This is a genomic window from Kocuria sp. UCD-OTCP (genome assembly GCF_000349605.1).
GTDB lineage: Bacteria > Actinomycetota > Actinomycetes > Actinomycetales > Micrococcaceae > Kocuria > Kocuria rosea.
Window position 1 is genome coordinate 17,947 of record NZ_AOSQ01000020.1, and the last position, 25,420, is coordinate 43,366.

The 25,420-nt window shown below is 74.5% G+C and carries 24 protein-coding genes; 7 read left to right on the forward strand and 17 right to left on the reverse strand.

Annotation, left to right across the window (positions count from 1 at the left end; translation table 11 throughout):
* Nucleotides 1–10: 10 nt before the first annotated feature.
* Complete coding sequence (locus H488_RS26500; protein WP_237740432.1) at nt 11–970, reverse strand: DAK2 domain-containing protein; 960 nt, start codon at nt 968–970, stop codon at nt 11–13.
* Nucleotides 960–2,063 (reverse strand): thiamine-phosphate kinase, encoded by a 1,104-nt coding sequence (gene thiL, locus H488_RS26505; protein ID WP_109222467.1) that lies wholly within the window; start codon nt 2,061–2,063, stop codon nt 960–962. Before thiL ends, H488_RS26500 begins: the two co-directional genes overlap by 11 nt.
* A gap of 64 nt (nt 2,064–2,127) precedes the next feature.
* Between thiL and H488_RS26510 the strand changes: the two genes are divergently transcribed.
* Together H488_RS26510 and H488_RS26515 are read left to right on the forward strand one after the other, a co-directional pair.
* Complete coding sequence (locus H488_RS26510; protein ID WP_017833184.1) at nt 2,128–2,619, forward strand: DUF3515 family protein; 492 nt, start codon at nt 2,128–2,130, stop codon at nt 2,617–2,619.
* A gap of 142 nt (nt 2,620–2,761) precedes the next feature.
* Nucleotides 2,762–3,067 carry a DUF4193 domain-containing protein gene (locus tag H488_RS26515; RefSeq protein ID WP_017833185.1) on the forward strand — a complete coding sequence of 102 codons (306 nt, stop codon included), beginning with the start codon at nt 2,762–2,764 and terminating at the stop codon, nt 3,065–3,067.
* A 31-nt stretch (nt 3,068–3,098) separates the two neighbouring features.
* Here H488_RS26515 and H488_RS26520 read toward each other — a convergent pair whose 3' ends face one another.
* Nucleotides 3,099–4,379, reverse strand: a complete 1,281-nt coding sequence (locus tag H488_RS26520) for an ABC transporter permease (RefSeq protein WP_017833186.1) — start codon at nt 4,377–4,379, stop codon at nt 3,099–3,101.
* Nucleotides 4,376–5,173, reverse strand: a complete 798-nt coding sequence (locus H488_RS26525; RefSeq protein WP_017833187.1) for an ABC transporter ATP-binding protein — start codon at nt 5,171–5,173, stop codon at nt 4,376–4,378. Before H488_RS26525 ends, H488_RS26520 begins: the two co-directional genes overlap by 4 nt.
* A 479-nt stretch (nt 5,174–5,652) precedes the next feature.
* Between H488_RS26525 and H488_RS36055 the strand changes: the two genes are divergently transcribed.
* Nucleotides 5,653–6,354: a hypothetical protein gene (locus H488_RS36055; RefSeq protein ID WP_126350231.1), complete on the forward strand. Its 702-nt coding sequence runs from the start codon at nt 5,653–5,655 to the stop codon at nt 6,352–6,354.
* A gap of 108 nt (nt 6,355–6,462) precedes the next feature.
* The gene (locus tag H488_RS0118310) at nt 6,463–7,065 is read left to right on the forward strand and encodes a class F sortase (RefSeq protein ID WP_017833189.1); all 603 of its coding nucleotides are present in this window, start codon (nt 6,463–6,465) and stop codon (nt 7,063–7,065) included.
* Between the two features lie 34 nt (nt 7,066–7,099).
* Here H488_RS0118310 and H488_RS26535 read toward each other — a convergent pair whose 3' ends face one another.
* From H488_RS26535 to leuC, 6 genes are all read right to left on the reverse strand, one after another.
* The gene (locus H488_RS26535) at nt 7,100–8,218 is read right to left on the reverse strand and encodes a D-alanine--D-alanine ligase family protein (RefSeq protein WP_017833190.1); all 1,119 of its coding nucleotides are present in this window, start codon (nt 8,216–8,218) and stop codon (nt 7,100–7,102) included.
* Nucleotides 8,215–9,336 carry an NAD(P)H-dependent glycerol-3-phosphate dehydrogenase gene (locus H488_RS26540; RefSeq protein WP_017833191.1) on the reverse strand — a complete coding sequence of 374 codons (1,122 nt, stop codon included), beginning with the start codon at nt 9,334–9,336 and terminating at the stop codon, nt 8,215–8,217. The genes H488_RS26535 and H488_RS26540 overlap by 4 nt, the downstream gene beginning before the upstream one ends.
* Complete coding sequence (locus H488_RS26545; RefSeq protein ID WP_017833192.1) at nt 9,333–10,082, reverse strand: lysophospholipid acyltransferase family protein; 750 nt, start codon at nt 10,080–10,082, stop codon at nt 9,333–9,335. The genes H488_RS26540 and H488_RS26545 overlap by 4 nt, the downstream gene beginning before the upstream one ends.
* A gap of 13 nt (nt 10,083–10,095) precedes the next feature.
* Nucleotides 10,096–11,412, reverse strand: coding sequence for a UDP-N-acetylglucosamine 1-carboxyvinyltransferase (murA, locus tag H488_RS26550; protein ID WP_017833193.1), 1,317 nt, complete (start codon nt 11,410–11,412; stop codon nt 10,096–10,098).
* Between the two features lie 172 nt (nt 11,413–11,584).
* Nucleotides 11,585–12,184: a 3-isopropylmalate dehydratase small subunit gene (gene leuD / locus H488_RS26555; RefSeq protein ID WP_017833194.1), complete on the reverse strand. Its 600-nt coding sequence runs from the start codon at nt 12,182–12,184 to the stop codon at nt 11,585–11,587.
* A gap of 32 nt (nt 12,185–12,216) precedes the next feature.
* Nucleotides 12,217–13,719, reverse strand: a complete 1,503-nt coding sequence (leuC, locus tag H488_RS26560) for a 3-isopropylmalate dehydratase large subunit (protein WP_017833195.1) — start codon at nt 13,717–13,719, stop codon at nt 12,217–12,219.
* 114 nt (nt 13,720–13,833) lie between these two features.
* Between leuC and H488_RS26565 the strand changes: the two genes are divergently transcribed.
* Nucleotides 13,834–14,646, forward strand: a complete 813-nt coding sequence (locus tag H488_RS26565; RefSeq protein ID WP_255219483.1) for an IclR family transcriptional regulator — start codon at nt 13,834–13,836, stop codon at nt 14,644–14,646.
* A gap of 69 nt (nt 14,647–14,715) precedes the next feature.
* Here H488_RS26565 and H488_RS26570 read toward each other — a convergent pair whose 3' ends face one another.
* From H488_RS26570 to H488_RS26585, 4 genes are read right to left on the reverse strand one after another with little or no spacing between them, the layout of a single operon-like run.
* Nucleotides 14,716–16,404, reverse strand: a complete 1,689-nt coding sequence (locus H488_RS26570) for a dynamin family protein (RefSeq protein WP_017833197.1) — start codon at nt 16,402–16,404, stop codon at nt 14,716–14,718.
* The gene (locus H488_RS26575; RefSeq protein ID WP_017833198.1) at nt 16,401–18,164 is read right to left on the reverse strand and encodes a dynamin family protein; all 1,764 of its coding nucleotides are present in this window, start codon (nt 18,162–18,164) and stop codon (nt 16,401–16,403) included. The genes H488_RS26570 and H488_RS26575 overlap by 4 nt, the downstream gene beginning before the upstream one ends.
* Nucleotides 18,165–18,221: 57 nt before the next feature.
* Nucleotides 18,222–19,142 (reverse strand): NADP-dependent oxidoreductase, encoded by a 921-nt coding sequence (locus H488_RS26580; protein ID WP_031282908.1) that lies wholly within the window; start codon nt 19,140–19,142, stop codon nt 18,222–18,224.
* A gap of 45 nt (nt 19,143–19,187) precedes the next feature.
* Nucleotides 19,188–20,063, reverse strand: a complete 876-nt coding sequence (locus H488_RS26585; RefSeq protein ID WP_017833200.1) for a potassium channel family protein — start codon at nt 20,061–20,063, stop codon at nt 19,188–19,190.
* A gap of 177 nt (nt 20,064–20,240) precedes the next feature.
* Between H488_RS26585 and H488_RS26590 the strand changes: the two genes are divergently transcribed.
* The gene (locus tag H488_RS26590; protein WP_017833201.1) at nt 20,241–21,488 is read left to right on the forward strand and encodes a cation:proton antiporter; all 1,248 of its coding nucleotides are present in this window, start codon (nt 20,241–20,243) and stop codon (nt 21,486–21,488) included.
* A 51-nt stretch (nt 21,489–21,539) separates the two neighbouring features.
* Nucleotides 21,540–22,097 carry a DUF421 domain-containing protein gene (locus tag H488_RS26595; protein WP_017833202.1) on the forward strand — a complete coding sequence of 186 codons (558 nt, stop codon included), beginning with the start codon at nt 21,540–21,542 and terminating at the stop codon, nt 22,095–22,097.
* Nucleotides 22,098–22,165: 68 nt separating this feature from the next.
* Here H488_RS26595 and H488_RS26600 read toward each other — a convergent pair whose 3' ends face one another.
* The 3 genes from H488_RS26600 to H488_RS38350 all read right to left on the reverse strand — a co-directional run bounded on the left by H488_RS26600 (nt 22,166) and on the right by H488_RS38350 (nt 25,271).
* Nucleotides 22,166–22,441 carry a hypothetical protein gene (locus tag H488_RS26600; protein ID WP_017833203.1) on the reverse strand — a complete coding sequence of 92 codons (276 nt, stop codon included), beginning with the start codon at nt 22,439–22,441 and terminating at the stop codon, nt 22,166–22,168.
* Nucleotides 22,442–22,599: 158 nt separating this feature from the next.
* Nucleotides 22,600–23,301, reverse strand: a complete 702-nt coding sequence (locus H488_RS26605) for an esterase/lipase family protein (protein ID WP_017833204.1) — start codon at nt 23,299–23,301, stop codon at nt 22,600–22,602.
* Nucleotides 23,298–25,271 (reverse strand): glutamate--cysteine ligase, encoded by a 1,974-nt coding sequence (locus tag H488_RS38350; RefSeq protein ID WP_441295099.1) that lies wholly within the window; start codon nt 25,269–25,271, stop codon nt 23,298–23,300. The genes H488_RS26605 and H488_RS38350 overlap by 4 nt, the downstream gene beginning before the upstream one ends.
* Nucleotides 25,272–25,420: the final 149 nt, after the last annotated feature.

Sequence of the window (25,420 nt, forward strand, 5' to 3'; positions counted from 1 at the left end):
CAGGGGTGCCTCATCCGTCCGCCTCCGAGAGGGAGGTCACCGTGAGGTTCACGGCCTTGCCGCGGGCGCCGATCACGGTGAGGGCGTCCTCGGGCCGCGGCACGTGGACGTGCACGCGCCAGCGGTAGCCGTCCCCCGTCTCGGTCACCGCGCTCATGATCACGCTGGTGCCCACTTCGCTGAGCTCGTGGCGCAGCTCCGCGGCGTCCAGCGGGGTGAGCTCCACGGTGCACATCACCTCCACGCCGCCGTGCACGGTGTGCGGGGCGTCCCCGGCGCCGGCGGCCCGGGCCGCGGCGGCGTCGATCAGCGCGTCGAGGGCGTTCTCGTCGCCGGCGTCGTCGCCGCCCACGGTGCGGGCCAGGGCGTCGAAGACCACGAGCATGCCCAGGGCGCCGGCGTCGACCGTGCCGGTCTCGCGCAGGATCTCGAGCTGGTCCGGGGTGACGAGGACCGCGGCGCGGGCGGCGGTGCTGACGGCGGCCAGGAACTCCTTGAGCTGCTGGTTGGACCCGTCCTCCACGCCCTGCGGCACGGGCACGGCGGCGGCGGCCTCCAGGACGGATAGCATGGTCCCGTCCACGGGGTCCGTCAGGACGCTCCAGGCGCGCACGTGGCCGGCGTGCAGGGCCAGCCGGACTGACTCGGCGCTCATCCTGGTGCTCCCCTCGAGGGAGCGGCCCACGGCCGTGAGGAAGACGGAGACCAGGGTGCCCGAGTTGCCGCGGGCCTCCTCGAGGGCGGCCTGGCCGGCGAGGGAGAGCAGCTCGCCGACGTCGCCGGTCTCGAGCACGGCGGCGGCCTCGGCGGCGGCGCGCACGGTGGTCGCGAGGTTGGTCCCGGTGTCGGCGTCCGCGACCGGGAAGACGTTGAGGGCGTTGAGGACGGGGCTGTGGCGCACGAGATCACGGTGGGCCAGGTCGAGCCACCGCCGCATGACGGCCGCGTTCGATCCGATCCTATGGTTCAAAGTGATCCCATCCTTCGCCGACCGGGTGCCCGAGGGCGAGGTGCGGCGCTCGTCCGTCGAGCAGCACCCGGGGGAGGGTGTCGTCGTGCGCGGGGGGCGCGGGCGCACACGAGCCTATCGCACGGAACATCCCCGGCAGCGGCACGCCCCGGGGGAAGACGGCGAGCAGCCCGTGGTCCTCGCCGCCGGTCAGCACCCAGTCGCGGGGGTCGGCGCCGAGCAGCCGGGCGGCCGGGCGCAGGGGCTCGGCGAGGCCGGCCACGGCCGCGCCGTCGAGGTCGACGACGACGCCGCTGGCGGCCGCGACCCGCCCGGCGTCGCGGAGCAGGCCGTCGGAGAGGTCGATCATCGCGGTGGCGCCGGCGCGGGCGGCCGTGGGGCCGGCGGTCACCGGGGCGCACGGCCGCAGCTGCGCCGCCGCGAGCCCGTCCAGGAGCGCGTCCCGGCCGGGCCGGTAGCGGCGGTCCTCGAGCAGCGCCACGCCCGCCGCCGCCCGCCCGGTGGTCCCGGCGAGCGCCACAGTGCCGCCCTCGCCCGCCCCGGAGCGGCGCACCGGGTCCCGGCCCTCGAGGTCGCCCGTCACCGTGGCGGTGACCGACAGCTCCCGGCCGGCGCCCAGGTCCCCGCCCACCACGGCGCAGCGGTCCGCGCCCATGGCCTCGAACCCGGCCAGGAGGCCGCGGGCGAAGTCCTCGGGCCAGGACACGGGCGTGCCCGGCGGCAGGGTGAGCGAGACGACGGCGGCCGACGGGACGGCGCCCATCGCGGCGACGTCGGCGAGGTTCTGCGCCGCGCACTTCACCCCGGTGTCGTAGCCCGTGGTGACCGCGCCGCCGGTCCAGGCGAGCCGGAAGTCCTGGTCCTGCACCTGGGTGTCCGTGGTGATCACGTACCGCCCGTCCGGGGCCGCGACCACGGCGCAGTCGTCGCCGGGGCCGAGCAGCACCAGGTCCGCTCCGGGGCGGGGGGCGGGGCGCAGGAGCAGCGGGAGCACCCGGGCCAGCAGCTCGGCCTCGGAGAGCTCCCCGACGGTGGGCCCCGGACCGGGCGGGGCGTCGGGCACGGGGGACGGCTCCGCTGGGGGTCGGGTCATGGCGCTCATCCTAACGACGGCCCCGGACGCGGGAACGGGCGCCCCCGAGGATTACGCTGGGGGCATGCCCTCGCCCTCCCTGTCCCGATCCGCCCGTGCCCTGCTGGGGGCGGGAGCCCTGGTGGCGGTCCTCGCGGGGTGCTCCCCCGCCGTCACCGTGGACCCCGCCGAGAACGCCGCCGACCCGGGGTGCGCCCCGGCGATGCTGGCCATGCCGGAGACCGTCGGCGAGCACGTGAGGCGCGAGACCACCAGCCAGGCCACCACGGCCTACGGCGAGCCCACGGCGGCGGTCGTGCGGTGCGGCGTGACCCCGCCGGGGCCCACCACGGACGCCTGCTCCTCCGTCAACGACGTCGACTGGCTGATCCGCCAGGACGAGGACGGGAGCACCTGGACCGCCACGACCTACGGCCGGGACCCGGCCGTCGAGGTGGTCTTCGACAGCACCGCCGTGGCCTCCTCCACCCTGCTGGTCGAGCTGGGCTCCGCGGTGGAGCAGATCCCCGCCGAGCGCCGGTGCCTGGACCTCCAGGACACGGTGGAGGGCCTCTGAGCCGGGGCCGGACGGAGGAGTCCGTCCCCTCCCCCGGGACGTCCCGGGGGCTCGGGAATAGGCCCGTGCCCCGCCCGGTTGTGGCGTGGACACGCGCGCGAGCGCACCGCGCCCCACCACCACGCCAGAAGGAGGCACATCCGTGGCCACCGATTACGACGAGCCCCGCGTCAAGCCCGAGGACGAGCCCGCCAACGAGTCCCTCGAGGTGATCCAGGCGCAGCGCAGCGCCACCGCGCAGAGCCCGGCGATCGACGTCGACGACTCGGACACGGCGGAGGGCATCGACCTGCCGGGGGCGGACCTGTCCCAGGAGGAGCTGCTCATCCAGGTGGTGCCCGAGCAGGACGACGAGTTCACCTGCATGTCCTGCTTCCTGGTCCGCCACCGCAGCCAGCTCGCCCGCGAGCAGGACGGCGCCCGGTACTGCATCGAGTGCGAGGGCTGACGGCCGCGGCACCCGCCCCGGGCCCGCCCGGTCACTCGTGGCGCAGGGAGGCGATGGGGTCCTTCCGCGCGGCCCGGACGGCGGGGATCGTCCCGGCCAGGAACGCGATCCCCATGACCGAGAGCACGATCAGGGCCACCCGCCACGACTCGAACGCGAACAGCGACAGCCCCGGCAGCCCGGACAGGAACCCGTCGGCCAGCGCCCCGCTCAGGGCCGAGCCGCCGACGACGCCCGCGACGGCGCCGACGACCGCCCCGAGGAACCCGATGAAGACGGCCTCGAGGGAGAACAGGCCGAAGACCCGGCCTCCGCTCATGCCCATGGCCTTCATCAGGCCGATCTCCCGGGTCCGCTCCTGGACCGACATCAGCAGGGTGTTGACGATGCCGAGCCCGGCGGCCACGAGCGCGATGACGGCGCAGGCGTTGAGGATCCACACGATGGCGTTGATGACGGCGCGGAACATGCCGAGCTGGTCCTCCACGGTGAGCCCGAGCATGTCCTGCTCCTCCAGCCGCGCCTGGATCCCGGGGGCCAGGGCCATGTCCTCGACCGTGACCGTGGCCATCGCGAAGCTCTCCGGGACCTCCTCCGGGACGCCGCTGACCTGGTAGTCGTAGAGCCGCTCGTTGAACGTGTCCGACGGGATGGGGTTCAGGGAGGTCCCGACGAGACTGGCCTGCGTCACCCCGGAGATCGTGGCGGGGAACGCCCGGTCCTGCTCCGCCATGTTGGTCATGACCACGTCGACGCGGCCTCCGACGGCCTCCTGCGCGGAGGAGAAGCCCAGGTCGGCGACCCAGCTGTCGGGGACCGCGATCTCGTCCCGGCCCGCGGCGGGCGCTCCGCCGGCCACCATCTGCAGGCCCACGGCGTCGACGGGGATCCCCGGGGAGAGCTGGAACCGGCTGCCGTCGGCGGCCTCCAGGTAGGTGGGGGCCACGGAGTACATCGGCTTCACGGAGCGCACCCCGTCCAGGTCCTCGATGACCTCGATGTCCTCGGGGGTCAGCCCTTCGAAGGACACGCCGAACCCCGTCCGGATCCGGGTGGTGTCCGGGTCGTACTCCCGCGGGCCCGAGGTCGACGACAGCTCGATGAGGGGCTGCGACTTCTGGACGTAGAGCGCGTCGGCGTCGCCGAACGCCGCCACGGTGTCGTCGATGTACCGGTTCACCCCGGTGCCCATGCCGGAGGTGAGGGTCAGGGCGAACGCACCGATGAAGACGGCGAGCACGGTCAGGGTGGCGCGGATCCTGGCGCGCGCGGTGTTGGCGACCGCGGAGGCCAGCAGGTCGGACCACCTCACCGGGCACCTCCGACCGCTCCGACGACGACCTCGTCGTCCGCGCCGGCGTCGTCCCCTCCTGCGTCGTCCCCTCCGGCGTCGTCCGCCCCGGCTGCGGGGGCCTGCCGGGGTGGAGGGGCGTCCACGACGAGACCGTCGTGCAGGTGCACCTGGCGTCCGCAGCGCCGGGCGAGGTCCTCGTCGTGGGTGACGACGACGAGGGTGATGCCGCGCTCCCGGTGGAGCTCGAGCAGGAGGTCCTGGACCACCGCGCCGGTGGCCGAGTCAAGGTTGCCGGTGGGCTCGTCGGCGAAGATCACGGAGGGGTCGTTGACCAGGGCCCGGGCGATCGCGACCCGCTGCTTCTGCCCGCCCGACAGGTCGGCGGCACGGCTGGAGGCCTTCTCCGCCACGTCCAGGCGCTCGAGCACGTCCAGGGCACGGCGCCGGCGCGCTCCGGGGCGGACCCCGGCGATGCGCAGCGGCAGCACCACGTTCTCCAGGACGGTCTGGTCCGGGGTCAGGTAGAACTGCTGGAACACGAACCCGAACGCGGCGTTGCGCGTCTCGTTGAGCTCACGGGCCGTCATCGACGCCGCCGGCCTGCCGTCCAGGGACACCGTGCCGCGGGTGGGCGCGTCGAGCAGCGCGAGCAGGTGCATCAGGGTCGACTTGCCCGAGCCGGACTTCCCGACGACGGCGACGGACTCCCCGTGCCGGATGCGCAGGTCCACGCCCCGCAGCGCGGCGAAACGGGTGTCCCCCCGGCCGTAGATCTTGACCAGGTTCTCGGCCTCGAGCACCGCGGACGTCATCGAATTCCCCCTGTCGGGGCGACCGTCCCCCCGGACGGCCGCCGCGGGACCACGTCCCTCCCCCATCATGTGCGCAAGCGAATGACGACGGCGACCCGATCCGTGTCCCCACTAGTGCTGTCCCGTGACCCGCACGGGCCGGGGCGGCCGGTGCGGACACCCCCGGCGGACCGGTGACGAGGGCCCGGAGGCGCTCGCCGGGTCCGGTGCTGCAGGCCGGGACTCCTCCCGTCACGTAACAGTTCACCCTTGCTAATGCCGGGATGTGGACGATAGTTAACAGCACAGCTGTTCTTCGGCAGGGGGTTCCGGCTCCGCGGGACGGGCGCACGCCCCGTCCGCGCCGAACGACGAGCGGCACGACGTGACGGGGGTCCGTCCGCGCGGGGGCGCGGCAAGGACCCCGGTGGGGCCGTGCGGCGCGCTGGCGGTCCTGGGGTGGGCCCGGGCCGACTACGGAGTACAGGAGACGCATCGACATGACAACTACGAGAAGACTGGCTGTTGCCGGTGCCTCGGCGACCGTGCTGGTGGGGGGCCTGTTCCTGGGCGTCCCGGCGGCCGTCGCGGCACCTGGCGACGCCCCGCCGGTCGACGCCCCACCGGGCGCGGCCGCATCCACCGAGGTGGCCGGTGCCGTGGCGGAGCTGCCGGCCGCGGTGCCCGCGGACGTCCCGGTCGCCGAGGTCCTGGTCGCCGAGGCGGCTCCGCCCGCACCGGCGGAGGTCCCGGTCGCCGAGCCCGCACCGGTCGTCGCCGACGTGGCGGCGCCCGAGCTGCCGGCCGCGGCCCTCGCGGACGTCCCGGTCGCCGCGCCCGTGGACGTCCCGGCTGCCGCGCCCGTGGACGTGCCGGCCGCCGAGGAGGTCCTGCCCGCACCGGCGGAGGCGCCGGCTCCGTTCGTGGCCGACGTGGCGCCGGAGGCACCGGCGCTGTCCGACGCGGCACCCGCCGCGCCGGCCGCAGCCGCGGTCCAGCAGGAGGTGGTCCCGGAGCTCGCGCCCCAGGAGGCCGCCGCCGGGGCCGCGAACCCGGGGCTCAACGTGGACACCCGCCTCACCGCGGCACCGATGGGGCAGGCGGCCGGCGCCGGTCTGCTCACGGCGCTGCTCGCGGCGGCAGTGGCCCTTCCCGGTGCGCTCGCGTACCGGGCCCGGAGGCTCGGGCGCAGCGGCGCCTGAGCCGCGTGCCGTGCCGGTGGTGCCCGCGGGGCGGCGCCGGCACGGCACCGACCCCGGCGGAACGCGCCGGGTCGGAGAACAGGTCAGGTCGGAGGAGGACAGCACAGCATGGCAACGAGCACCGTGGCGGGACCGCCGCGCCCCGTCCCGGCCGAGGAGAGGGATCCCCTGGTCCGGCGGGCGGCGGTGGTGACGCTGTGCGCCGCCGTGCTGTGGGTGGCGCTCATGAACCAGTGGTTCCTCGCCCAGCACCTCCTGGGGCACGTGCCGGCCGCGGCGTCGCCGGTGCGCCTGAGCATAGACTCGGTCGGCTTCGACGCCGACGTGCTCCCCTACGACCCGACCGACGAGGACCTCGAGGGCGGCTCGCTCGTGCCTCCGCAGACCTACAGCGGCTACCGGCTCACGCCGTACGGGATGCCCGGCGAGGGGTCGACGAACACCACGTACATCGCGGGGCACAGCTACGACAAGGTGGAGCTGCCCTTCAACAAGCTGAGCGACCCGACCCTGGTCGGGGAGGAGCTCGAGGTCGAGACCGTGGACGGGACCCTCGACTACGTGGTGGACTCGGTGACCACCTACGAGAAGGACACGCTGAAGGACAGCGAGATCTGGCGGATCGTCCCGAACCGCATCGTCCTGATCAGCTGCTACACCCAGGACGCGGTCGGCAAGAACGTCGTCGTCACCGCGTCGCCCGCTGCGTGAGCCGGGGGCTCCGCCCCCGGTGGTGTGCCGCGGCTCAGCGCAGCCCGACCGGCCGTTCCAGGGCGAGGCCCAGGAGCTCGTCGATCAGCTCGGCGTAGTCGAGCCCGGAGGCGGCCCACATCCGGGGGTACATCGAGATCGGTGTGAACCCCGGCATCGTGTTGATCTCGTTGATGACCACCCGCCCGTCGGGGGTGTAGAAGAAGTCGGCCCGGCACAGGCCCTCCCCGTCCAGCGCCTCGAACGCGGTCACGGCGCTGCGGCGGATCGTCCCGATCGCCTCCTGCGGCAGGTCCGCGGGGCAGCTGAGCCGCGCGGAGGCCTGCGAGACGTACTTCGCCTCGAAGTCGTAGAACGCGTGCTCGTCGACGATCTCGATCTCGCCGGGCATGGAGGTCCGGGCGGCGGCGGTCCCGCGGCCCTGGAGGACGGCGCACTCGATCTCCCGCCCCACGATCCCCGCCTCGACCACCAGCTTGCGGTCGTGCTCGCGGGCGGTCTCGATCGCGGCGTCCAGATCCTCGGCGCGCTCCACCTTCGTGATGCCGAAGGAGGACCCCGCCCGGGCGGGCTTGACGAACACGGGGAAGCCCAGCGCGGCGATGCGCTCGCGCACGTCCTGGGGGTCCACGGCCCACTGCCGGTCGGTCACCACGGTGTAGGGGCCCACCGCCAGGCCCGCCGCCTCGAAGGCGAGCTTCATGAAGTGCTTGTCCATCCCCACCGCGGAGGCCGTGACGCCGCAGCCCACGTAGCGCAGGTCGGCGAGCTCGAGCAGACCCTGCAGGGTGCCGTCCTCGCCGAAGGGCCCGTGCAGCAGGGGCAGCACCACGTCGATGTGCCGGTCCCGGCTGACGGTCTGCCCGCAGGGACCGTCCTGGCGCACGATGAGCTCGCTCTCCCCGACCTTCAGCGGCAGGCTCACGAGCTCGTCGCCCACGGGCAGCTCCGCGATCGGGTTCGCGTCCAGCAGCGCCTCCAGCTCCTCCTGCGGGCAGAGGAACCACTCGCCGGAGGTGGCGATGCCGACGGTCACCACGTCCCACTTGTCCCGGTCGATGGCGCGCAGGACCCCGAGGGCGGTGATGAGGGAGATGGAGTGCTCGCTGGAGCGTCCGCCGAACAGCACGGCGACGCAGGGGCGGGGGGTCATGGGGCGGTCCCTTCGGATTTGATCTCGCGGCCCAGCAGGAGCGGGGCCACGTCGTCGATGGTGATCTCCTCGCGGAGGATGGCCACGACGGCCTCGGTGATGGGCATGTCCACGCCGTGGCGGCGGGCCAGGGCGAGCACGGCGGGGGCGGACTTGATGCCCTCGGCGGTCTGGGTCATCTCCTCCTGGACCTCCGCCGGGGTGAGGCCCAGGCCGAGGAGCCGGCCCGCGGTGCGGTTGCGGGACAGCGGGGAGGAGCAGGTGGCCACGAGGTCGCCCAGTCCGGCGAGGCCGGAGAGGGTTTCCAGCCTCCCGCCGAGGGCGAGCGCGAGCCGGATCGTCTCGGCGAGCCCGCGGGTGATGATGGAGGCCTTCGAGTTCTCCCCGAAGTGGCGGCCGTCGGCGATGCCCACCCCGAGGGCGATGACGTTCTTGACGACGCCGCCGATCTCGGTGCCCACCACGTCCGTGTTCGTGTAGGGGCGGAAGTAGCGGGTCCGGCAGGCGTGGGCCACCCAGGTGGCCAGGTCCGTGGCGGGGGCCGCCACGACGGAGGCCGTGGGCTGCTCCTCGGCGATCTCCATGGCCAGGTTGGGCCCGGACAGCACGCACGTGCGCGCCCGCCAGTGCCGGGGGCCCAGCCCGGTGGCCCGTCCCAGCTCCTCGGCGACGACCTCGCTCATCCGCAGCCCCGTGTCCCGCTCGAGCCCCTTGGCGAGGGACAGCACCACGGCGTCGCGCTCGAGGTGTCCGGCCACGGCGGTCAGCTGGGCGCGCAGGGACTGGGCGGGCACGGCGAGGACCACCAGGTCCGCGCCGCGCACGGCGGCGGCGAGGTCGGCGGTGATCTCCAGGCGCTCGGGCAGCCGGATGCCGGGCACGTAGCGGTCGTTGACGCGGGTGCGCGCGGTGTGGTCCATCGCGGGGGCGCTGCGTCCCCACAGGGCCACGGTCCGCCCGATCGGCTCGGCCCGGGCGTGGGCGGACTCGCGGGCGCTGTCGGCGAGGATCTTGGCGAAGGTCGTGCCCCAGGACCCGGCGCCCAGCACGGCGATCCTCCGCGGCCCGGCGGCGGGCAGGCCGCCGGCAGGGGCCGCGGCGGTCTCGGGGGGCGTCACAGGCGGCCTCCCCGGCGCCGGTCCCAGAGGACTGCCGGCGCGTCCGTGCCGCGCAGCACCGCGAGCTCCCGGGTCACGGCGCGCATGACGGCGTCGGTGGCGTCCTCGAGCCGCGCCGCGTGGCGGCCCACCGGATGGGTCAGGTCGGGGACGTCGTCCCGCCACGGGGTGAGGTCCACGGGCGGGCCGATCCGCACGCGCACGTCCTTCCGGGGGAACAGGCTGACCGTGCGCCGGCCGGTGGAGCGGTCGTGGTCGAGGACCTCCTGGTCCCCCCAGTGCGCCACCGGGACCACCGGGGCCCCGGTCGCGAGGGCCAGGCGCGCGGCGCCCGTGTGCCCGGTCATCGGCCACCGGTCGGGGTCCCGGGTGAGGGTGCCCTCGGGGTAGATCACCACGGCGCCGCCGGAGGCGAGCTCGGCGCGGGCGGCCGTGAGCGCCGCCGCGGCGTCGGCCGTGCCGCGCAGCACGGGGACCTGGCCGGTGGCCCGGAGCACCGTCCCCACCCCGGGGGCGCGGAACAGGGACTCCTTCGCCAGGAACCGCGGCATGATCCCGTTGTCGTAGAGCGTGATCGCGACCGTCAGGGGGTCGAGCTCGGTGAGGTGGTTGGGCACCACGATGAACCCGCCCTCGGCGGGCAGGTGCTCCTCCCCCGTCCAGCGCAGCCGGGCCGCCAGCCGGTAGGCCGGCTTGACGACGCCCGCGAGCACGCGGAACAGGCGGCGGTTCGAGGTGCGGCTCATCGGCGGGCCCGGCTCACTCGCCGTCGAGCTCGAAGGACGCCCCGAGCCCCGTCAGCTTGTCGGTGAAGTGCTCGTAGCCGCGCTCGATGAGCTCCACGCCGGTGACGTGGGACGTGCCCTCGGCGGCCATCGCCGCGATGAGGTGGGAGAAGCCCCCGCGGAGGTCGGGGATGTTGATCTCGGAGGCCTGCAGCGGGGTGGGCCCGGAGATCACGGCCGAGTGCACGAAGTTGCGCTGGCCGAAGCGGCACGGCACGGAGCCCAGGCACTCGCGGTGCAGCTGGATCGTGGCCCCCATCCGGTTGAGGGCGGCGGTGAAGCCGAAGCGGTTCTCGTAGACGGTCTCGTGCACGATGGACACGCCCGTGGCCTGGGTCAGGGCGACCACGAGCGGCTGCTGCCAGTCGGTCATGAAGCCGGGGTGGACGTCGGTCTCCACGATGAGCGGGTTGAGGTCCCCGCCGGGGTGGTAGAAGCGGATGCCCTCCTCCCGGATGTCGAGGCCCCCGCCGATCTTGCGGAACGTGTTGAGGAAGGTCATCATGTCGGACTGCCGGGCCCCGGCCACGAAGATGTCGCCGCCGGTGGCCAGCGCGGCGGAGCCCCAGGAGGCGGCCTCGATGCGGTCCGGCATGGCCCGGTGCCGGTAGCCGGTGAGCTCGGGGACGCCCTCGATGCGGATCACCCGGTCGGTCTGGACGGTGATGATGGCGCCCATCTTCTGCAGGATCGCGATGAGGTCCATGATCTCGGGCTCGGTGGCGGCGCCGCGCAGCTCGGTGTGGCCGTCGGCCCGGGTGGCGGTGAGCAGCACCTGCTCGGTCGCGCCGACCGAGGGGTAGGGCAGCTCGACCTTGGCGCCGTGCAGGCCGTGCGGGGCGCTCATCCGGATCCCGGACTCCAGCTTCTCGACACGGGCGCCGAAGTGGCGCAGCACGTCGAGGTGGTAGTTGATGGGCCGGTCGCCGATCTTGCACCCGCCGAGGTCGGGGATGAACGCCTCGCCGATGGCGTGCAGCAGGGGCCCGCACAGCAGGATCGGGATCCGGGAGTCCCCGGCGTGGGCGTCGATGTCGGCGTGCCGCGCCGTGGTGACGTTGCAGGGGTCCAGGGCCAGTCGGCCGTCCTCGCGCCCCACGTCGACCCCGTGCAGCGCCAGCAGGTTGGTGACGACCTGGACGTCCTTGATCTGGGGCACGTTCTCCAGGACGGAGGGTGTGGAGCCCAGGAGGGCGGCCACCATGGCCTTGGGGACGAGGTTCTTGGCACCTCGCACGGTGACCTGCCCGGACAGGGGGATTCCGCCCGTGATGTGCAGTGCGCTGCTCATGACCTTCCGATCTGCTGTTGCCGGGCCACCCCCGAGCGGGAGCGGCACCCGTACAGTGTAGGTTCCCCGGCGCGGGCCCCCGCACAGGGGCGGGCGTCGTGCGTGTCCGGGACAGCACGACGGCCCGGCGGGCCGTGGGAGGCTCCGCCGGGCCGTGCCGGGCGTGACGGGGTCAGGTGCGGGCGGGCAGCGTGGTCGGCTTGAAGGCGGGTCGGCCCGCCTCGAACGCGGCGATGTCCTCCTCGCGCTGGAGGGTGAGGCCGATGTCGTCGAGGCCCTCCATGAGGCGCCAGCGCGTGTAGTCGTCGATCGTGAACGGCACCGTCACCGTGTCGCACGTCACCGTGCGGGACTCGAGGTCGACCTCGATCTCGGTGCCGGGGTGCTCCTCGATCAGCTTCCACAGCAGCTCGACGTCCGCCTGGTCGACCTGTGCGGCCAGCAGCCCCTGCTTGCCCGAGTTGCCGCGGAAGATGTCCGCGAACCGGGAGGAGATGACGGCCTGGAAGCCGTAGTCGCGCAGCGCCCACACCGCGTGCTCCCTGGAGGAGCCGGTGCCGAAGTCGGGCCCGGCCACCAGCACGGAGCCGTGCCGGTACGGCTCCCGGTTGAGCACGAAGTCCTCGTTCTTGCGCCAGGCGGCGAACAGGGCGTCCTCGAAGCCGGTCTTGGTGATCCGCTTGAGGTAGACGGCCGGGATGATCTGGTCGGTGTCCACGTTGGACTGGCGCAGCGGGACGCCGACACCCCGGTGGGTGGTGAACTTCTCCATGGCAGGGCCTTTCTGGGCTTCGGGTCGAGGGCTCAGGCGCCGGCGGACGCGAGGTCCGTGGGGGCGCCGGCGGGCTCGAGGTCGGACGGGGAGGACAGCGTGCCGCGCACCGCGGTGGCGGCGGCCACCACGGGGGAGACGAGGTGGGTGCGCCCGCCCTTGCCCTGCCGGCCCTCGAAGTTGCGGTTCGACGTCGAGGCGCACCGCTCGCCGGGGGCGAGCTGGTCCGGGTTCATGCCCAGGCACATCGAGCAGCCCGCGAAGCGCCAGTCCGCGCCGAAGTCCTTGAACACCCGGTCCAGGCCCTCGGCCTCGGCCTGCAGCCGCACCTTGGCCGAGCCCGGCACCACCATCATCCGGACGTTCTGCGCCTTGGCGCGGCCCTTGACGATCTCCGCCGCCGCCCGCAGGTCCTCGATCCGGGAGTTGGTGCAGGAGCCCAGGAAGACGGTGTCCACCGGGATCTCCTTCATCGGGGTGCCGGCGGCCAGGCCCATGTACTCGAGGGCCCGGCGGGCGTTGGCCTTGTCGTTCTCGTCCCCGATGTCCTCGGGGTCGGGGACGGCCTGGGACAGGGGGACGCCCTGGCCGGGGTTGGTGCCCCAGGTGACGAACGGCTCGAGCTCGTCCGCGTCGAGGAAGACCTCGGCGTCGAAGACGGCGTCCTCGTCGGTGCGCAGGGTCCGCCAGTACTCGACGGCCGCGTCCCAGTCGGCGCCCTGCGGCGCGTGCGGGCGGCCCTGGACGTAGTCGAACGTGGTGTCGTCGGGGGCGATCATGCCCGCGCGGGCGCCGGCCTCGATCGACATGTTGCAGATGGTCATCCGGGCCTCCATGGACAGGGTGCGGATGGCCGAGCCCCGGTACTCCAGGACGTAGCCCTGTCCGCCGCCGGTGCCGATCTTGGCGATCACGGCCAGGATGATGTCCTTGGCGGACACCCCCGGGCGCAGCGTGCCCTCGACGTTGATGGCCATGGTCCGGAACGGGGCGAGCGGCAGCGTCTGGGTGGCCATCACGTGCTCGACCTCGGAGGTGCCGATGCCGAAGGCCAGGGCCCCGAACGCGCCGTGGGTGGAGGTGTGGGAGTCGCCGCAGACCACGGTCATCCCGGGCTGGGTGAGGCCCAGCTGGGGGCCCACCACGTGCACGATGCCCTGCTCGGCGTCCCCGAGCGGGTGCAGGCGCACGCCGAACTCGGCGCAGTTGGCCCGCAGGGTCTCGATCTGCTTGCGGGACGTGTCGTCGGCGATGCGGGAGAAGATGTCCTGCGTGGGCGTGTTGTGGTCCTCGGTGGCGATCGTGAGCTCGGGCCGGCGCAGCGGGCGGCCCGCCAGGCGCAGCCCCTCGAAGGCCTGCGGCGAGGTGACCTCGTGGAGCAGGTGGAGGTCGATGTAGAGCAGGTCCGGCCGCCCGTCCTCGCCCTGGCGCACGAGGTGGTCCGCCCAGACCTTCTCGGCGAGGGTGCGCCCGCCCCGGGGCCCGGAGGGTGCGGCGGAGGTCGTGGAGGGGGTCGAGGACTGGTAGTCCGGCATGGCGGATCCTTCCGTGCTGCCTGTGCAACGTGTTTCCTCCATGGTCGGCGCCCGGCTCGCGACGGGCCAGCTTTCGGGCTTGCTTCTCACATTCTGAGACGTCAGTATCATTGCATGGACACATCTGGACACATGGACCCGTCCGGCGCCCCGCTCGGCACGCCGCTGGGCGGGCAGGGCACCGGGGAGTCGCTCGCGCTGACCGCGACCACCGCGCCCAGCGGGGTGGGGGTGGTCGACAAGGCCGCGATGATCCTCGACGCCCTCGAGGCGGGGCCGGCGACGCTGGCCCAGCTGGTGAGCGCCACGGGCCTCGCCCGGCCCACCGTGCACCGGCTGGCCGTGGCACTGGCCCACCACCGGTTCGTGGGACGGGACATCCAGGGCCGGTTCGTGCTCGGCTCCCGGCTCGTGGAGCTGGCGTCCGCGGCCGGCGAGGACCGCCTGATCGCGGCCGCCGGCCCCGTCCTGATGAACCTGCGGGACGCCACCGGGGAGTCCGCGCAGATCTTCCGCCGGCAGGGCGACTGGCGCGTGTGCGTGGCCTCCGCCGAGCGGCCGATCGGGCTGCGGGACACGATCCCGGTGGGCACGCAGCTGTCGATGAAGGCGGGCTCCGCCGCGCAGGTGCTCGTCGCGTGGGAGGACCACGACCGCCTGCTCGAGGGCCTGCGCCACGCGCGGTTCTCCGCGACCGTGCTGGCCGGGGTGCGCCGCCGGGGCTGGGCGCAGTCGCTGGGCGAGCGCGAACCGGGCATCGCCTCCGTCTCGGCCCCGGTGCGCGGACCCTCGGGCCGGGTGATCGCCGCGGTGTCGATCTCCGGACCGATCGAACGGCTCACCCGCCAGCCGGGCCGGCTGCACGCCGAGGTCGTGGTGCAGGCCGCGCGCCAGCTCACGGAGGCGGTCCGGGCCACCACCCAGTAGCCGGGCGCCGGCGGCCCCCGCCCTGCCGTCCCCCGCCGTGCGGCGGGGGACGCTCCGCGGCCGCCGCGCTCAGCCGCGCAGGACGGCCAGCGCCCTCCGGAAGGCGGCGAAGGCCTCGAGCTCCGCCCGCACGGGGTCGACGACGGTGCGCCGGGCGGCCTCGGCCACCGACTCGCGCAGCCGGCGCCGCACCGAGCGCTCCCGCATCCGGGCGCCGAAGCCGGCGAGGACCCGGCCGGTCAGGGCCGTGAAGATCCCGAGCACCACCCCGGCGAGGACGAGCAGCGTGGGCACGGGCAGCGGGAAGCCCTCGACGTACGGGGGCGGCGGGACGGGGATCTGGAACCACTCGAGCAGGAACAGGCCCAGGAGCCACAGCAGACCCGCGACCACCGCGAGCATCGCGAGCCACTGGACGACGTCGAGGACGAGCCACCACCAGGAGTTCCGCCCGGCCCGGAAGTCGGTGCGGGCGACCGCCTGGTCGATCGCGTCCGGCAGCCTCTCCTCGTGGGTGCGCGCGGCCTGCCGGACCGACCGGGTCCACGGTTCGGCGGCCCCGTTTGCGGCGTCGTGGGCGAAGGTGCGCACCGCGGAGTCGGCCGCGGCCCGCTGGGCGGCGCCCATGGGCGGCAGGGACGTGCGGTTGACCTCGGGGTTCACGGTCCCGCCCCGGTCGAGGTTCAGCCGCCGCATCGGGTCCTTGCGGAACCTCAGCAGCCACCGGGTGGGGATCCACCCCGTGTGCTCCGCCGCGTGCAGGGCGTAGGACCTCCCGGCGGCCCGGGCGATCCCGGGCACGTTGGCGGCCTGCGCCAGCCCGTCGGTGAGCCGCTCCTGCGCCGGCTCGGTGATCCCGGCAGGCTCCCCGTCCCCGGAGGCCTCGGCGAGCAGCGCGGCGGCGTCGTCCACGTCGGCGTCGAGCCGGGCGCCGGCCGCCGCCCTGGTGTCGGCCACCTGGCGGATCCGCGCGCGGAGGGCCTCGACGCCCTCCCCCGTCACCGCGGAGACGGCCACCGGCTTCGACAGCCCCGTGGTGGGCAGCCCGTCCTGGGCCACGAGCTCCTCGAGGGAGGCCATCACGGCGGGGACCTCGGCGTCCGGCAGCCGGTCCACCTGGTTCATCACCACCATGGTCACGGCCCCGTGCCGGGCCAGCGGCGCGATGAACTCCTGGTGGATGACCGCGTCGGCGTACTTCTGCGGGTCCACGACCCACACCACGACGTCGACCATGCCGACGAGACGCTGCACGATGGTGCGGTGGTGCAGGCTCACGGAGTCGAAGTCCGGCAGGTCGAGCAGGATCAGGCCGCCGGGCGCCTCCGCGGCGGGCGCGCCCGTGATCCGCTCCTTGACGCGCGTCCACCGGCCGGCGTCCGCGTGCCCGGTGGGCAGGGGCGTGTCGACGTGGTGGCGCTGGGTGACACCGAGCCAGTCCAGCAGGGCCTCGCTGCCCGGCTCCCCCCAGACGGCGGCCAGCGGCTCGGAGGTGGTGGGGCGGCGGGCGGCGGCCCGGGCGATGTCCCGTCCCACGACCGCGTTGAACAGGGTGGACTTCCCGGACCCGGTCGCCCCGAAGAAGCCCACCACGGTGTGGTCGGCGGACAGGGAGCGCCGCTCGGCGGCGCGGTCCAGGACGGTGCGGGACGCCGCCACGGCCTCGTCGTCGAGCCGGCCGGAGGCCAGCTCCGTGGCGCGCGCGAGCGCGGTGAGCCGTTCGGAGAGAGTCGGCGCCGCCTGCCGGGCGGGGCTCATGCGCTCTCCCCCAGCGTCCGCCCGGCGGCGCGGATGCGCTCGGCCACGGCCACGAGCTCGTCGGCCTCCGGGTGCCCGTCCAGGACGTCGAGGCGCCGCAGGAACACGGACGCCTGCTGGTCCATGACCGTGTGGATCCGGGACTCGAGGTTCTTGCGGGCGTCCTCGGCCATCCGCCGCACGGCGTCCTCCCCGAAGACCGCCTCGAGCAGCTTGGTGCCCACCACGCCGGAGCCGCCGGCGATGCCGACCTCCAGCCCGGTGAGCCCGCCCGTCATGGAGAACACGCCGATCATGAGGATCACGGTGAGCGCGTTCACACCCAGCGACATGGCCCGCGCCCTGGTCCGCTTGTCCGCGCCCTCGCGCTGGATCAGCTCCATGAGGTCGCCCTGCCAGGCGCGCACCTGCTCTGCCGTGCGCTCGCGGAAGTCCGGGGGCAGCGAGCCGAGGTCGGACCCGCCGAGCAGGACCCGGCCCGCAGGCTCGTCCAGCCAGCGGCGCTCCGCGGTCTCGGAGGCGCGCGCGGCCTCCTCAACGATCACGGTCTGCAGACCGGTCTCGATGGCCTCCTCGACCTGGACCTCGGGTGCCGGCCGCCCGCTGAAGAAGGCGGTGAGCCGGTCCCGCATCCGGCCGATCCCGGCCTCGAGGTTGCGGAAGAACTCGCCGGTGCCCACGAAGTCCTGCCAGCGGGCGAGGACCTCGCCGCGCAGCAGGGTCCCGTCCCGGGTCGACTCGATGACGGCGGCGAGCGCCTCGTCGAAGGCGCGGTCCACGTCGTGGCGCAGCTGCGCCTCGACGCGGTGCTGGGAGAGCACCGCCGTCCCGGCCGCGCCGGTGCGCTCCGCGATGGAGCGGACCGCGCCGCCGAGGGTCCGGCGGGCGATCTCCGAGCGGGAGGCGGCGTTGCGCCCCAGTTCGGCCAGGAAGTCCACCACGGGGGCGACGACGTGGGGCGGGAGCATGCCCATCTCGTTGAGCGGTGACTCCGGGACGGTGAACACCGGGGCGTCCCCGAGGCCCTGCTCGGCGAGCATCCGCCGGAGGTCGTCCTCGATCTCGGCCTCGAGCCCCTGCGGGACCCGGTCGAGGACCACGGCCACCGTGATGTCCCGCTGGGCGGCCTCGACGAGCAGCCGCCACGGCACGGCGTCGGCGTAGCGGTTCGCGGTGGTCACGAACAGCCACAGGTCGGCGGCGGCCAGCAGCTGCCCCGCGAGCCGGCGGTTCTCGTCGGAGATCGAGTCGACGTCCGGGGCGTCGAGCAGGGCGACGCCCTCGGGGATCCGCGGCTCGGCGAGCAGCACGAGGGCCTGGCCGTCCGCGGTGCCGGGCAGCGCGGACGGGGAGGCGGTGTCCGCTGCGGTCGAGCCGGCGGGGATGACCTTCCGCGCGTGGATCCGGCTCAGGTGCGGGAGCACCCGCTGGGTCGAGAACGCCTCGGCGTCGCGCGGGTGGTGGATCAGGATGGGCTGCCGGGTGGTCGGGCGGATGGCCCCGGACCGGGTCACGGGGTGCCCCACGACCGCGTTGACCAGGGTCGACTTGCCGGCGCCCGTGGAGCCGCCGACCACCGCGAGCAGCGGCGCGTCGAGGGAGCGCACCCGGGGCAGCACGTAGTCGTCGAGCTGGGCGACGGCACGGTCGATGTCCTCGCGCTCGCGCAGCACGTCGGTCGTGGACAGCGGGAGGGTCGACGCCGCGAGCAGCGCCCGCGCGTCCTCGAGGGCGCTCAGGATCTCTGTCTGGTCGGTCACAGGGACATTGTGCCAGTCAGCCTGCTGTGCACCTACGCGGCGCGGGTCGCCGGGGGCTCACGCCATCCGGACGGCGATCTTGCCGCGGACATGCCCCTCCTGGCTGAGCCGGTAGGCCTCCACACCCTCGGCCAGGGGCACGCTGCGGGCGAGCTCTATCCGCAGCGCGCCCCGGTCCACCAGACGGCCCAGCTCGGTGAGGTCCTCGGCGGAGGGACGCACCCACATCCACGTCCCGCCGTGGGCCTCGACCGCGTCGTCGGCCACGGAGGCGTGCCGCCCCCCGTCCTTCAGGACGGCGAGCGTCTGCTCCACGACCCCGCCTACGAGGTCGACCACGACGTCCACGCCGTCCGGAGCCAGCTCCTGGACCCGCTCGGGCAGCCCGTCCCCGTAGGCCACGGGCTCCGCGCCGAGACCGCGCAGGTACTCGTGGTTGGCCTCCGACGCCGTGCCGATCACGCGGGCGCCCCGGGCCGCGGCGAGCTGGACGGCGTAGCCGCCCACGCCCCCGGAGGCGTTGTGCACGAGCACGGTCTCTCCCGCGGCCGCCTCCAGGCGGCCGAGGACCTGGTAGGCCGTGAGCCCGGCGAGCGGCAGCGCGGCCGCCCGGTCCCAGTCCACGGAGGCCGGCTTCGGCGCGAGCAGGCGTGCGGGCAGGGCGACGTACTCGGCCATCGTCCCGCCGTGCACCCAGTCCGTGCGGGCGTAGGAGATCACCTCGTCGCCCGGGGCCCACTCCGGGACGTCGATGCCGACGGCCTCCACGACCCCGGACACGTCCCAGCCGGGCACCACCGGGAACTGGACCTCCATCAGCGGATCGAGGCCGCCGGCCATGATCTTCCAGTCCACGGGGTTGATCGCGGCGCTGCGCACCTTCAGGAGCACCCAGCCCGGGGGGACCTTGGGCTCGGGGAGGTCGGTGAGCTCGAGGACTTCGGGGCCGCCGTAGCGGGCGTACGTCAATGCCTTCATGCTCCGCGCAACCGGCGGTCCCGGGAATCTGTTCCCGGCCGCGGGTCAGCGGCCCGGCTCCCGCAGGTGATCCGCGGCGTAGGCGGCGAACACCTCCCCGGGGGCCTCCCCCGTGCTGACGAAGTCCTCCCGCAGCTTTCGCGCGAGCTGCTCCAGGGCCAGGCCCAGGCGGCGGGCGCTCGTGCGCACCGGCGGCGCCGAGGACGCGGCGGCACGGTCGCGCAGCTCGAGGGCGTAGGCCAGCTGCCGGGCCAGGGAGAGGTCCGGGTCCTCCTCCTGGAAGTAGTACGTCTCGCCGTGCTGGGTGAAGTCGATCCGGGCCCGGGACACCTCCGCGGTCAGCCCGTCCAGCACCCGGGCCGCCGTCACGGGGTCCTCCTCCGCGATCCCGTCCGCGTACTCCACCTCGGCGAGGGACGTCAGCTCGAGCGCCAGGGCCCGGCGGCGGGACAGCGGCGGATAGATCTGGGTGAACCACGTCAGGGCCGCCGTGAGCAGGGCGAACCCGGTCAGCGCCTCCAGCGGGGTGGCCAGCCGGATCCAGGGGTCGGTGGCCACGACGTCCCCGAACCCCAGCGTCGCCAGGGTGACGAACGAGAGGTAGAGGGCCTCGAGGAGATCGGGGTAGGCGGCGGGGTCCACCCCCGGCGAGTACGTGAAGCCCTCGGGGACGTGCGGCAGGTAGATCAGGGCCCAGCCGAGGCCCTGCAGGAGCACCCACAGGAGCACCACCGTGATCATCGAGCCCGGGCCCACGGCCGAGCCGAAGCGGTGCCCGGTGCGCCGGGAGACCCACCAGACGCCCGACTGCACCCGGCCGCCGACGGCGCCCGAGCCGCTGGGGTGCAGCAGGCTGTGGTACATGTCCCGCAGGCCGAGCACGATCACCGTGGTCCCCAGCAGCGTCAGCAGCACGTCCACGTCGTCGCTCCGTCCCAGTCGATGACCGTCCTTCCCGGGGACCTTACCCGGTGGCGCCCGGGCCCGTCCCGGAGGTTCGGCCTCCGTGCTTGCCCCGGGGACCATCAGCAGGGTTACGGTGGAAGCATCCGCTGCCCCGGACGGCGACGCGGCCCCCACAGGGACGGAAGGACGACGATGGACATCAACCTGGTGCTGGCGCTCTTCGCCGGAGCCGTCCTGCTGATCTCGGCGTTCTCGACGCTGCTGCAGCGGATCAGTCTCCCCGGCCCGGTGCTCGCCCTCGCGTTCGGCGCGCTGATCGGCCCCTACGCGCTGGACCTCGTGCGGATCGAGGACTTCGGCCTGCCCCCGGGAACGCTGCTGGAGCAGGCGGCGCGGATCACCCTGGCGGTGGGCCTGGCCGGGGTCGCCCTGCGCCTGCCGCACGGCTACTGGCGCAGCGACGCCCGCTGGATCGCCGTGGTCATCGGGCTGGGCATGGCCCTGATGCTCGTCGTGGCCACCGGCGTGCTGTGGGCGGCGCTGGGTGTGCCGTTCCTGGTGGCGCTGCTGCTGGGCGCGATCATCACCCCGACCGACCCCGTGGTCACCACCCCGATCGTCACGGGTTCCCTGGCCGAGGAGCGGATTCCCGAGCGGGTCCGGCACAATCTCTCGGCCGAGAGCGGGCTCAACGACGGACTGGCCTACCTCTTCGTCCTCCTCCCGGTGCTGCTGCTGACCGAGCCGGACCGGGCGTGGCACGAGCTGCTGACCACCGTCCTGCTGTGGGAGGTGCTCGGCGCGGCGGTGTTCGGGGCGCTGGCGGGCTTCCTGCTGGGCAGGCTGTTCGTCGTCGTCCGCCGGCACGGGCTCATGGAGGAGAGCTCCTACCTGGCCTTCGTGGTGCCGCTGGCACTCGTGCTGCTCGGGACCGGCAAGCTGCTGGGCACCGACGCCCTGCTGGCCGTCTTCGTGGGCGTCGCGGTCTTCGGGCAGGTGATCCCCCAGCGGGACGAGGCGCAGGAGGACAAGGTCCAGGACGCCGTGGCCCGGCTGTTCCTGCTGCCGGTGTTCATCCTGCTCGGCCTGGCGCTGCCGGTCGGTGAGTGGACGGAACTGGGCTGGGGTGCTCCCCTGGTCCTCGGCGCGGCGCTGCTGCTGCGCCGCTTCGTTGCCCTGTGGGCGCTCCGGCCGCTGCTGCGGGGCGTGCACGACCGCGCCGAGACGCTCGTCCTGAGCTGGTTCGGACCCATCGGCGTCTCCGCCCTGTTCTACGCGACGCTGGCCGAACGGCACACCGGCAACCACGAGATCTTCGTCCACACCACCCTGGCCGTCACCCTGTCCGTGCTCGTCCACGGGCTGTCCACCGCACCGCTGAGCGCGTGGCTCCAGCACCGGGAGCCGGAGCGCAAACAGGAGGAGGAGACCCCCGCATGAGCCCGCAGCACCCCTGTCCCAGGCCCCTCATCACGGACCGGGAGGCCCGCCGTGTGGTTTGACTCCTGGGCCGACATCCTCCGGATCCTGCTCGTCGGAGCCGCCTCCTACACCACGCTGGTGGCGATCCTGCGCCTGTCCGGCAAGCGCACCCTCGCCCAGCTCAACGTCTTCGACTTCGTGGTCACGGTCGCCCTCGGCTCGACCCTCGCCACCATCTTCCTCAGCACGGACGTCTCCTGGGCCGAGGGCGCCACCGCCCTGGCCCTGCTCGCGGCTCTCCAGCTGCTCGTGGCCCTCGTCTCGGCGCGCCGTCCGGGGGCCCGGCGCTTCTTCACCTCGGACCCCGTCCTGCTGCTGGCCGACGGCCGGATCCGGGGCGAGGCGCTGCGCCGCAACCGGCTCACGGAGTCGGAGATCCGTCAGGCGGTGCGCATGCAGGGCACCGGGGACCTCTCCCGGGTCGAGGCGGTCGTGCTCGAGACCAACGGCAAGCTCAGCGTCATCACATCGAGCTCCTACGGCGACGGGTCCGCGCTCGCGGACGTCCGCGGGACCGAGGCCCTGGGCGACGACGACCGCCGGGGACCGGCCGGCCCGGAGGCGTGAACCGCACGGCGCGGTGGCGCTGCGCCGGGCCCGGTGCTCGCACGTTCCCGCCCGCGGCCCCGGGGCGGTCACGAGCCGGAGCGGCCCTCCTGCTCGAGCAGCCGCAGCCGCTCCCGGTACTCGTCCTCGGTGAGCTCTCCGGCGGCGTGGCGCTCCAGCAGACCGTCACGGGCCCGCCGCAGGCCGAGCCGGGTGCGCGACCTGCGGCCCCAGCGGGTGTTCTGCCCGTAGCGTCCCACGAGCCACCGGACGCCCCGGGCCACGGTCCACACGGCGGCGGCGGCCAGCAGGGCCCAGGACATCACCTCCCAGCCCTGGAAGGGGGTCAGTCCCAGTTCGCCCACGGTCCCACCGTCCCTCCGGCGTCGTCCGTCGTTCCTGTCTCCGGCGGCGCGCCGTCCGGGGCGCGCTCGGTGGCCGAAGAGTAGCAGTCGCCTCCGACGCCGGGCCGGGGCGGTCCGGTCGGGTCGGCGGCCGCCGGGGCCACCGGGCGCCGGCGGGGTCAGCGGGTGAGCGTGCCGATCCCCTCGAGGATCGCCTCGTGCACGCGCGGGTCGCTGAGCGGCAGGAAGTGACCGCGCGTGCCGAGCTGGACGTTGCGCGCCCCTTCCAGGTGGCTGCCGCCCGGGATGTGGGGGTCGAACAGGCCGTAGACGGAGACGATGTGCTGGTTGACCTCCCGGCGGGTGGTCAGCGCGGTGAGCTCCGGGGAGTGGGGCAGGAACACCCGGATCGTCGGGAGGGGCAGGAGCCGGGCGAGCTCGGAGCCCGTGAAGGGGGTGTTGACGGCCACGAGCCCCCGGATCACGGTGCCCTTGTTGTGGTGGGCCAGGAGGTGCTTGCCGATCAGCCCGCCCTTGCTGTGCGCCACCAGCACGCAGCGCTCGATCCCCTCCCGGCGGATGTGCTCGTCGACCAGCGCCGCCATGTCCTCGATGGTCCCGGTGTTGAACCTCAGGTCCTCCACCACGTGGACGTCGTGGCCGTGCTCCCGCAGCAGCCCGGCCACCGGGAGCATGAACGTCCACGACTCGTAGATCCCGGGGATCAGCACGACCGGCGTCCGCCCCGGCTCTCCCCGGCCCCGGTAGTGGGCGGGCTCCCACCGGCCGAGGACGCCCGCGGCCTGCCACCGGACCGCGTAGACGTAGTCGCGGGCCCAGGCCGCGAGATTCGCGGCCGCCGCGCCCGGCCGCGGGATCACACCGGGCTCCCGGGACGGCAGGCGGCGAGGAAGGGCGCGCAGGCGGCGGCGAGCTCCCGGGGGTCGGTGTGCTGGACGTTGTGCGGGGCCCCGGGGATCTCCAGGAAGCGGGCGTCGGGGGCCGCCCGGGCCAGCCGGCGGGACCAGTCCCGCCGGGCGATGGGGTCCCGGGACCCGCGCACCACCAGCCCGGGGGGCGTGCAGCCCCGGATGTCCTCCTCGATCCGGTCGCGGAGCATGTGCCGGGCAGTGCGCAGATAGCGGAGCGGGCCCATCCGGAGGTAGTCGCGGACGACCACGGCGTTGGTGCGCAGGGGCTCGCGCGCGGTGTCCCGCAGCAGCCGCCGTCCCTGGCCGAGCAGACTGCGCGCGGTGGGGTCGACGGTCGGTCCCACCAGCACGTAGCCGGCGCACAGCCCGGGGTGGTCCCTGACGGCGTCCACGACGACCTGGCAGCCCATGGAGTGCCCCACGACCACGGGAGCCCGCAGCCCCAGCGCCTCGACGGCCCCCGCAACCACGCGGCCGAGCTCGGGCACCGACAGGGGCCGGGCGGGGCGCGGCGAGGACCCGCAGCCCGGCAGGTCGACGGCGTAGACGTCGTGCGTGGCCGCGAGCGCGTCAGCGAGCCGCAGGAAGTACCGGCCCGACATGCCGATGCCGTGCACGAGGACCACCGGGGGCCGCGCGCGGTCGAAGGTCCCCCGCACGTCGACCGCGTGGGTGCCGGCGACGACGCGCCGCCGCTCGAGCCCCGGGTGCCCCCGCGCCCTCACCGGTGGGTCGCCTCGAGCGCCAGGCGCACGACGTCGAGCGGGTCCCGCCGCGCGGCGTGGGCCGCCAGCTGCCGCCGGGCGCCGGAGCCGTCCCGCAGGACGCCGGCCACCACGGACTCCACCTGCGCGGCCTCGTCCCACTCGGCGAGCACGGGGCGCACGACGGCCAGCAGCTCCGCCACGACGTCCGCGGCCGGGGCGGGCGCGCCGGAGGCCGGGCTGATCAACGGCCCCTCGACGCCGTCCCTGCTGGCCTGCCAGGACCAGGTCCGCAGCTGCGCCGCGCTCACCGGCGGCGCGGGGAGGCCCGCCCGCCACTGGCGGGCGGNGTGCCGGTGCCGAAAATCTCTTCGAAAAGCGGGCGGCAGTCTCGACCAGCGCCCGGCCGAGGGCGGCCAGCACCCCGGCGTGCTCCGCGTCCAGGCACATGTCGGTGATCCGGATCTCCACGGTGGGGTAGCGGGCCGAGAGCCGGGCGTCGAAGTAGATCATGCCGAGGTCGAGGGGCACCCCGGAGCGCAGCAGGGCCTCGCGCTGCCGGTCGTGCTCCTCGACCGAGCCGAAGACCTCCGTGGGACCGGAGGTGGGCCAGCGGACCCAGGCCTGGTAGCGGTAGCTGCTGAAGCCGCTCTCCCGGCCGTACCAGAACGGGGAGTTGCCGCTCAGGGCGAGCAGGACGGGCAGCCACACCCGGATGCGGTCCAGCACGGCCACGCCCTCCTCGCGGCTGCCGACGCCCACGTGGACGTGGAGGCCGCAGGTCAGCTGCTCGGCGGCCACCAGCCCGAAGCGCTCCTGGAGCCACCGGAAGCGCGGTGCGGGCACGAGGTGCGGGGCGCCCGCCGTGACCGGTGAGGCGAGGGCGACGGCGCGGGCACCCACCGCGCGGGCGGCGGCGTCGGCCAGGCGGCGCCCCTGACGGATCGCGGCGATCTGCTCCGCGAGGCCGGTCAGCGGAGGACTCGCGACCTCGATCTGCTCCTGCTGCAGCTCGGTGGTGACCTGGTGCGCCGGTGCCGTCGCCGGGGAGGAGCGGACGCCGGCGGCGTGCGCGTCCACGGCGTCCGGGCCGGCGGGGGCGGGCTCCAGCGTCACGGCGTCCACGAGGAGCAGCTCCTCCTCCACGCCGAAGGTGCGGGTGGGGCCGGTGGTCGCTGCGGGGGACGGGTGCGGGAAAACGGTGATCACCACCATCCGGGAGGGGCTGGAGCGGTGCGGACGGGCTGGGCGGGAGGCCCCGCCGTCGTCGCCGGGCGGATCCCCCGGCTCACTGCGGAGCGTAGCACCGGGGACCCGCGCAGCGCCGCTGCGGGAGCTCGCCACGCCTCTTGACGCGGAGGGCG

Coding starts and splice junctions, on each gene's coding strand:
- thiL (WP_109222467.1), bottom strand. CDS start 2,063: ATGACCCGACCCCCAGCGGAGCCGTCCCCCGTGCCCGACGCCCCGCCC.
- H488_RS26510 (WP_017833184.1), top strand. CDS start 2,128: ATGCCCTCGCCCTCCCTGTCCCGATCCGCCCGTGCCCTGCTGGGGGCG.
- H488_RS26525 (WP_017833187.1), bottom strand. CDS start 5,173: ATGACGTCCGCGGTGCTCGAGGCCGAGAACCTGGTCAAGATCTACGGC.
- H488_RS36055 (WP_126350231.1), top strand. CDS start 5,653: ATGACAACTACGAGAAGACTGGCTGTTGCCGGTGCCTCGGCGACCGTG.
- H488_RS0118310 (WP_017833189.1), top strand. CDS start 6,463: ATGGCAACGAGCACCGTGGCGGGACCGCCGCGCCCCGTCCCGGCCGAG.
- H488_RS26535 (WP_017833190.1), bottom strand. CDS start 8,218: ATGACCCCCCGCCCCTGCGTCGCCGTGCTGTTCGGCGGACGCTCCAGC.
- H488_RS26545 (WP_017833192.1), bottom strand. CDS start 10,082: ATGAGCCGCACCTCGAACCGCCGCCTGTTCCGCGTGCTCGCGGGCGTC.
- murA (WP_017833193.1), bottom strand. CDS start 11,412: ATGAGCAGCGCACTGCACATCACGGGCGGAATCCCCCTGTCCGGGCAG.
- leuD (WP_017833194.1), bottom strand. CDS start 12,184: ATGGAGAAGTTCACCACCCACCGGGGTGTCGGCGTCCCGCTGCGCCAG.
- leuC (WP_017833195.1), bottom strand. CDS start 13,719: ATGCCGGACTACCAGTCCTCGACCCCCTCCACGACCTCCGCCGCACCC.
- H488_RS26565 (WP_255219483.1), top strand. CDS start 13,834: ATGGACACATCTGGACACATGGACCCGTCCGGCGCCCCGCTCGGCACG.
- H488_RS26570 (WP_017833197.1), bottom strand. CDS start 16,404: ATGAGCCCCGCCCGGCAGGCGGCGCCGACTCTCTCCGAACGGCTCACC.
- H488_RS26580 (WP_031282908.1), bottom strand. CDS start 19,142: ATGAAGGCATTGACGTACGCCCGCTACGGCGGCCCCGAAGTCCTCGAG.
- H488_RS26590 (WP_017833201.1), top strand. CDS start 20,241: ATGGACATCAACCTGGTGCTGGCGCTCTTCGCCGGAGCCGTCCTGCTG.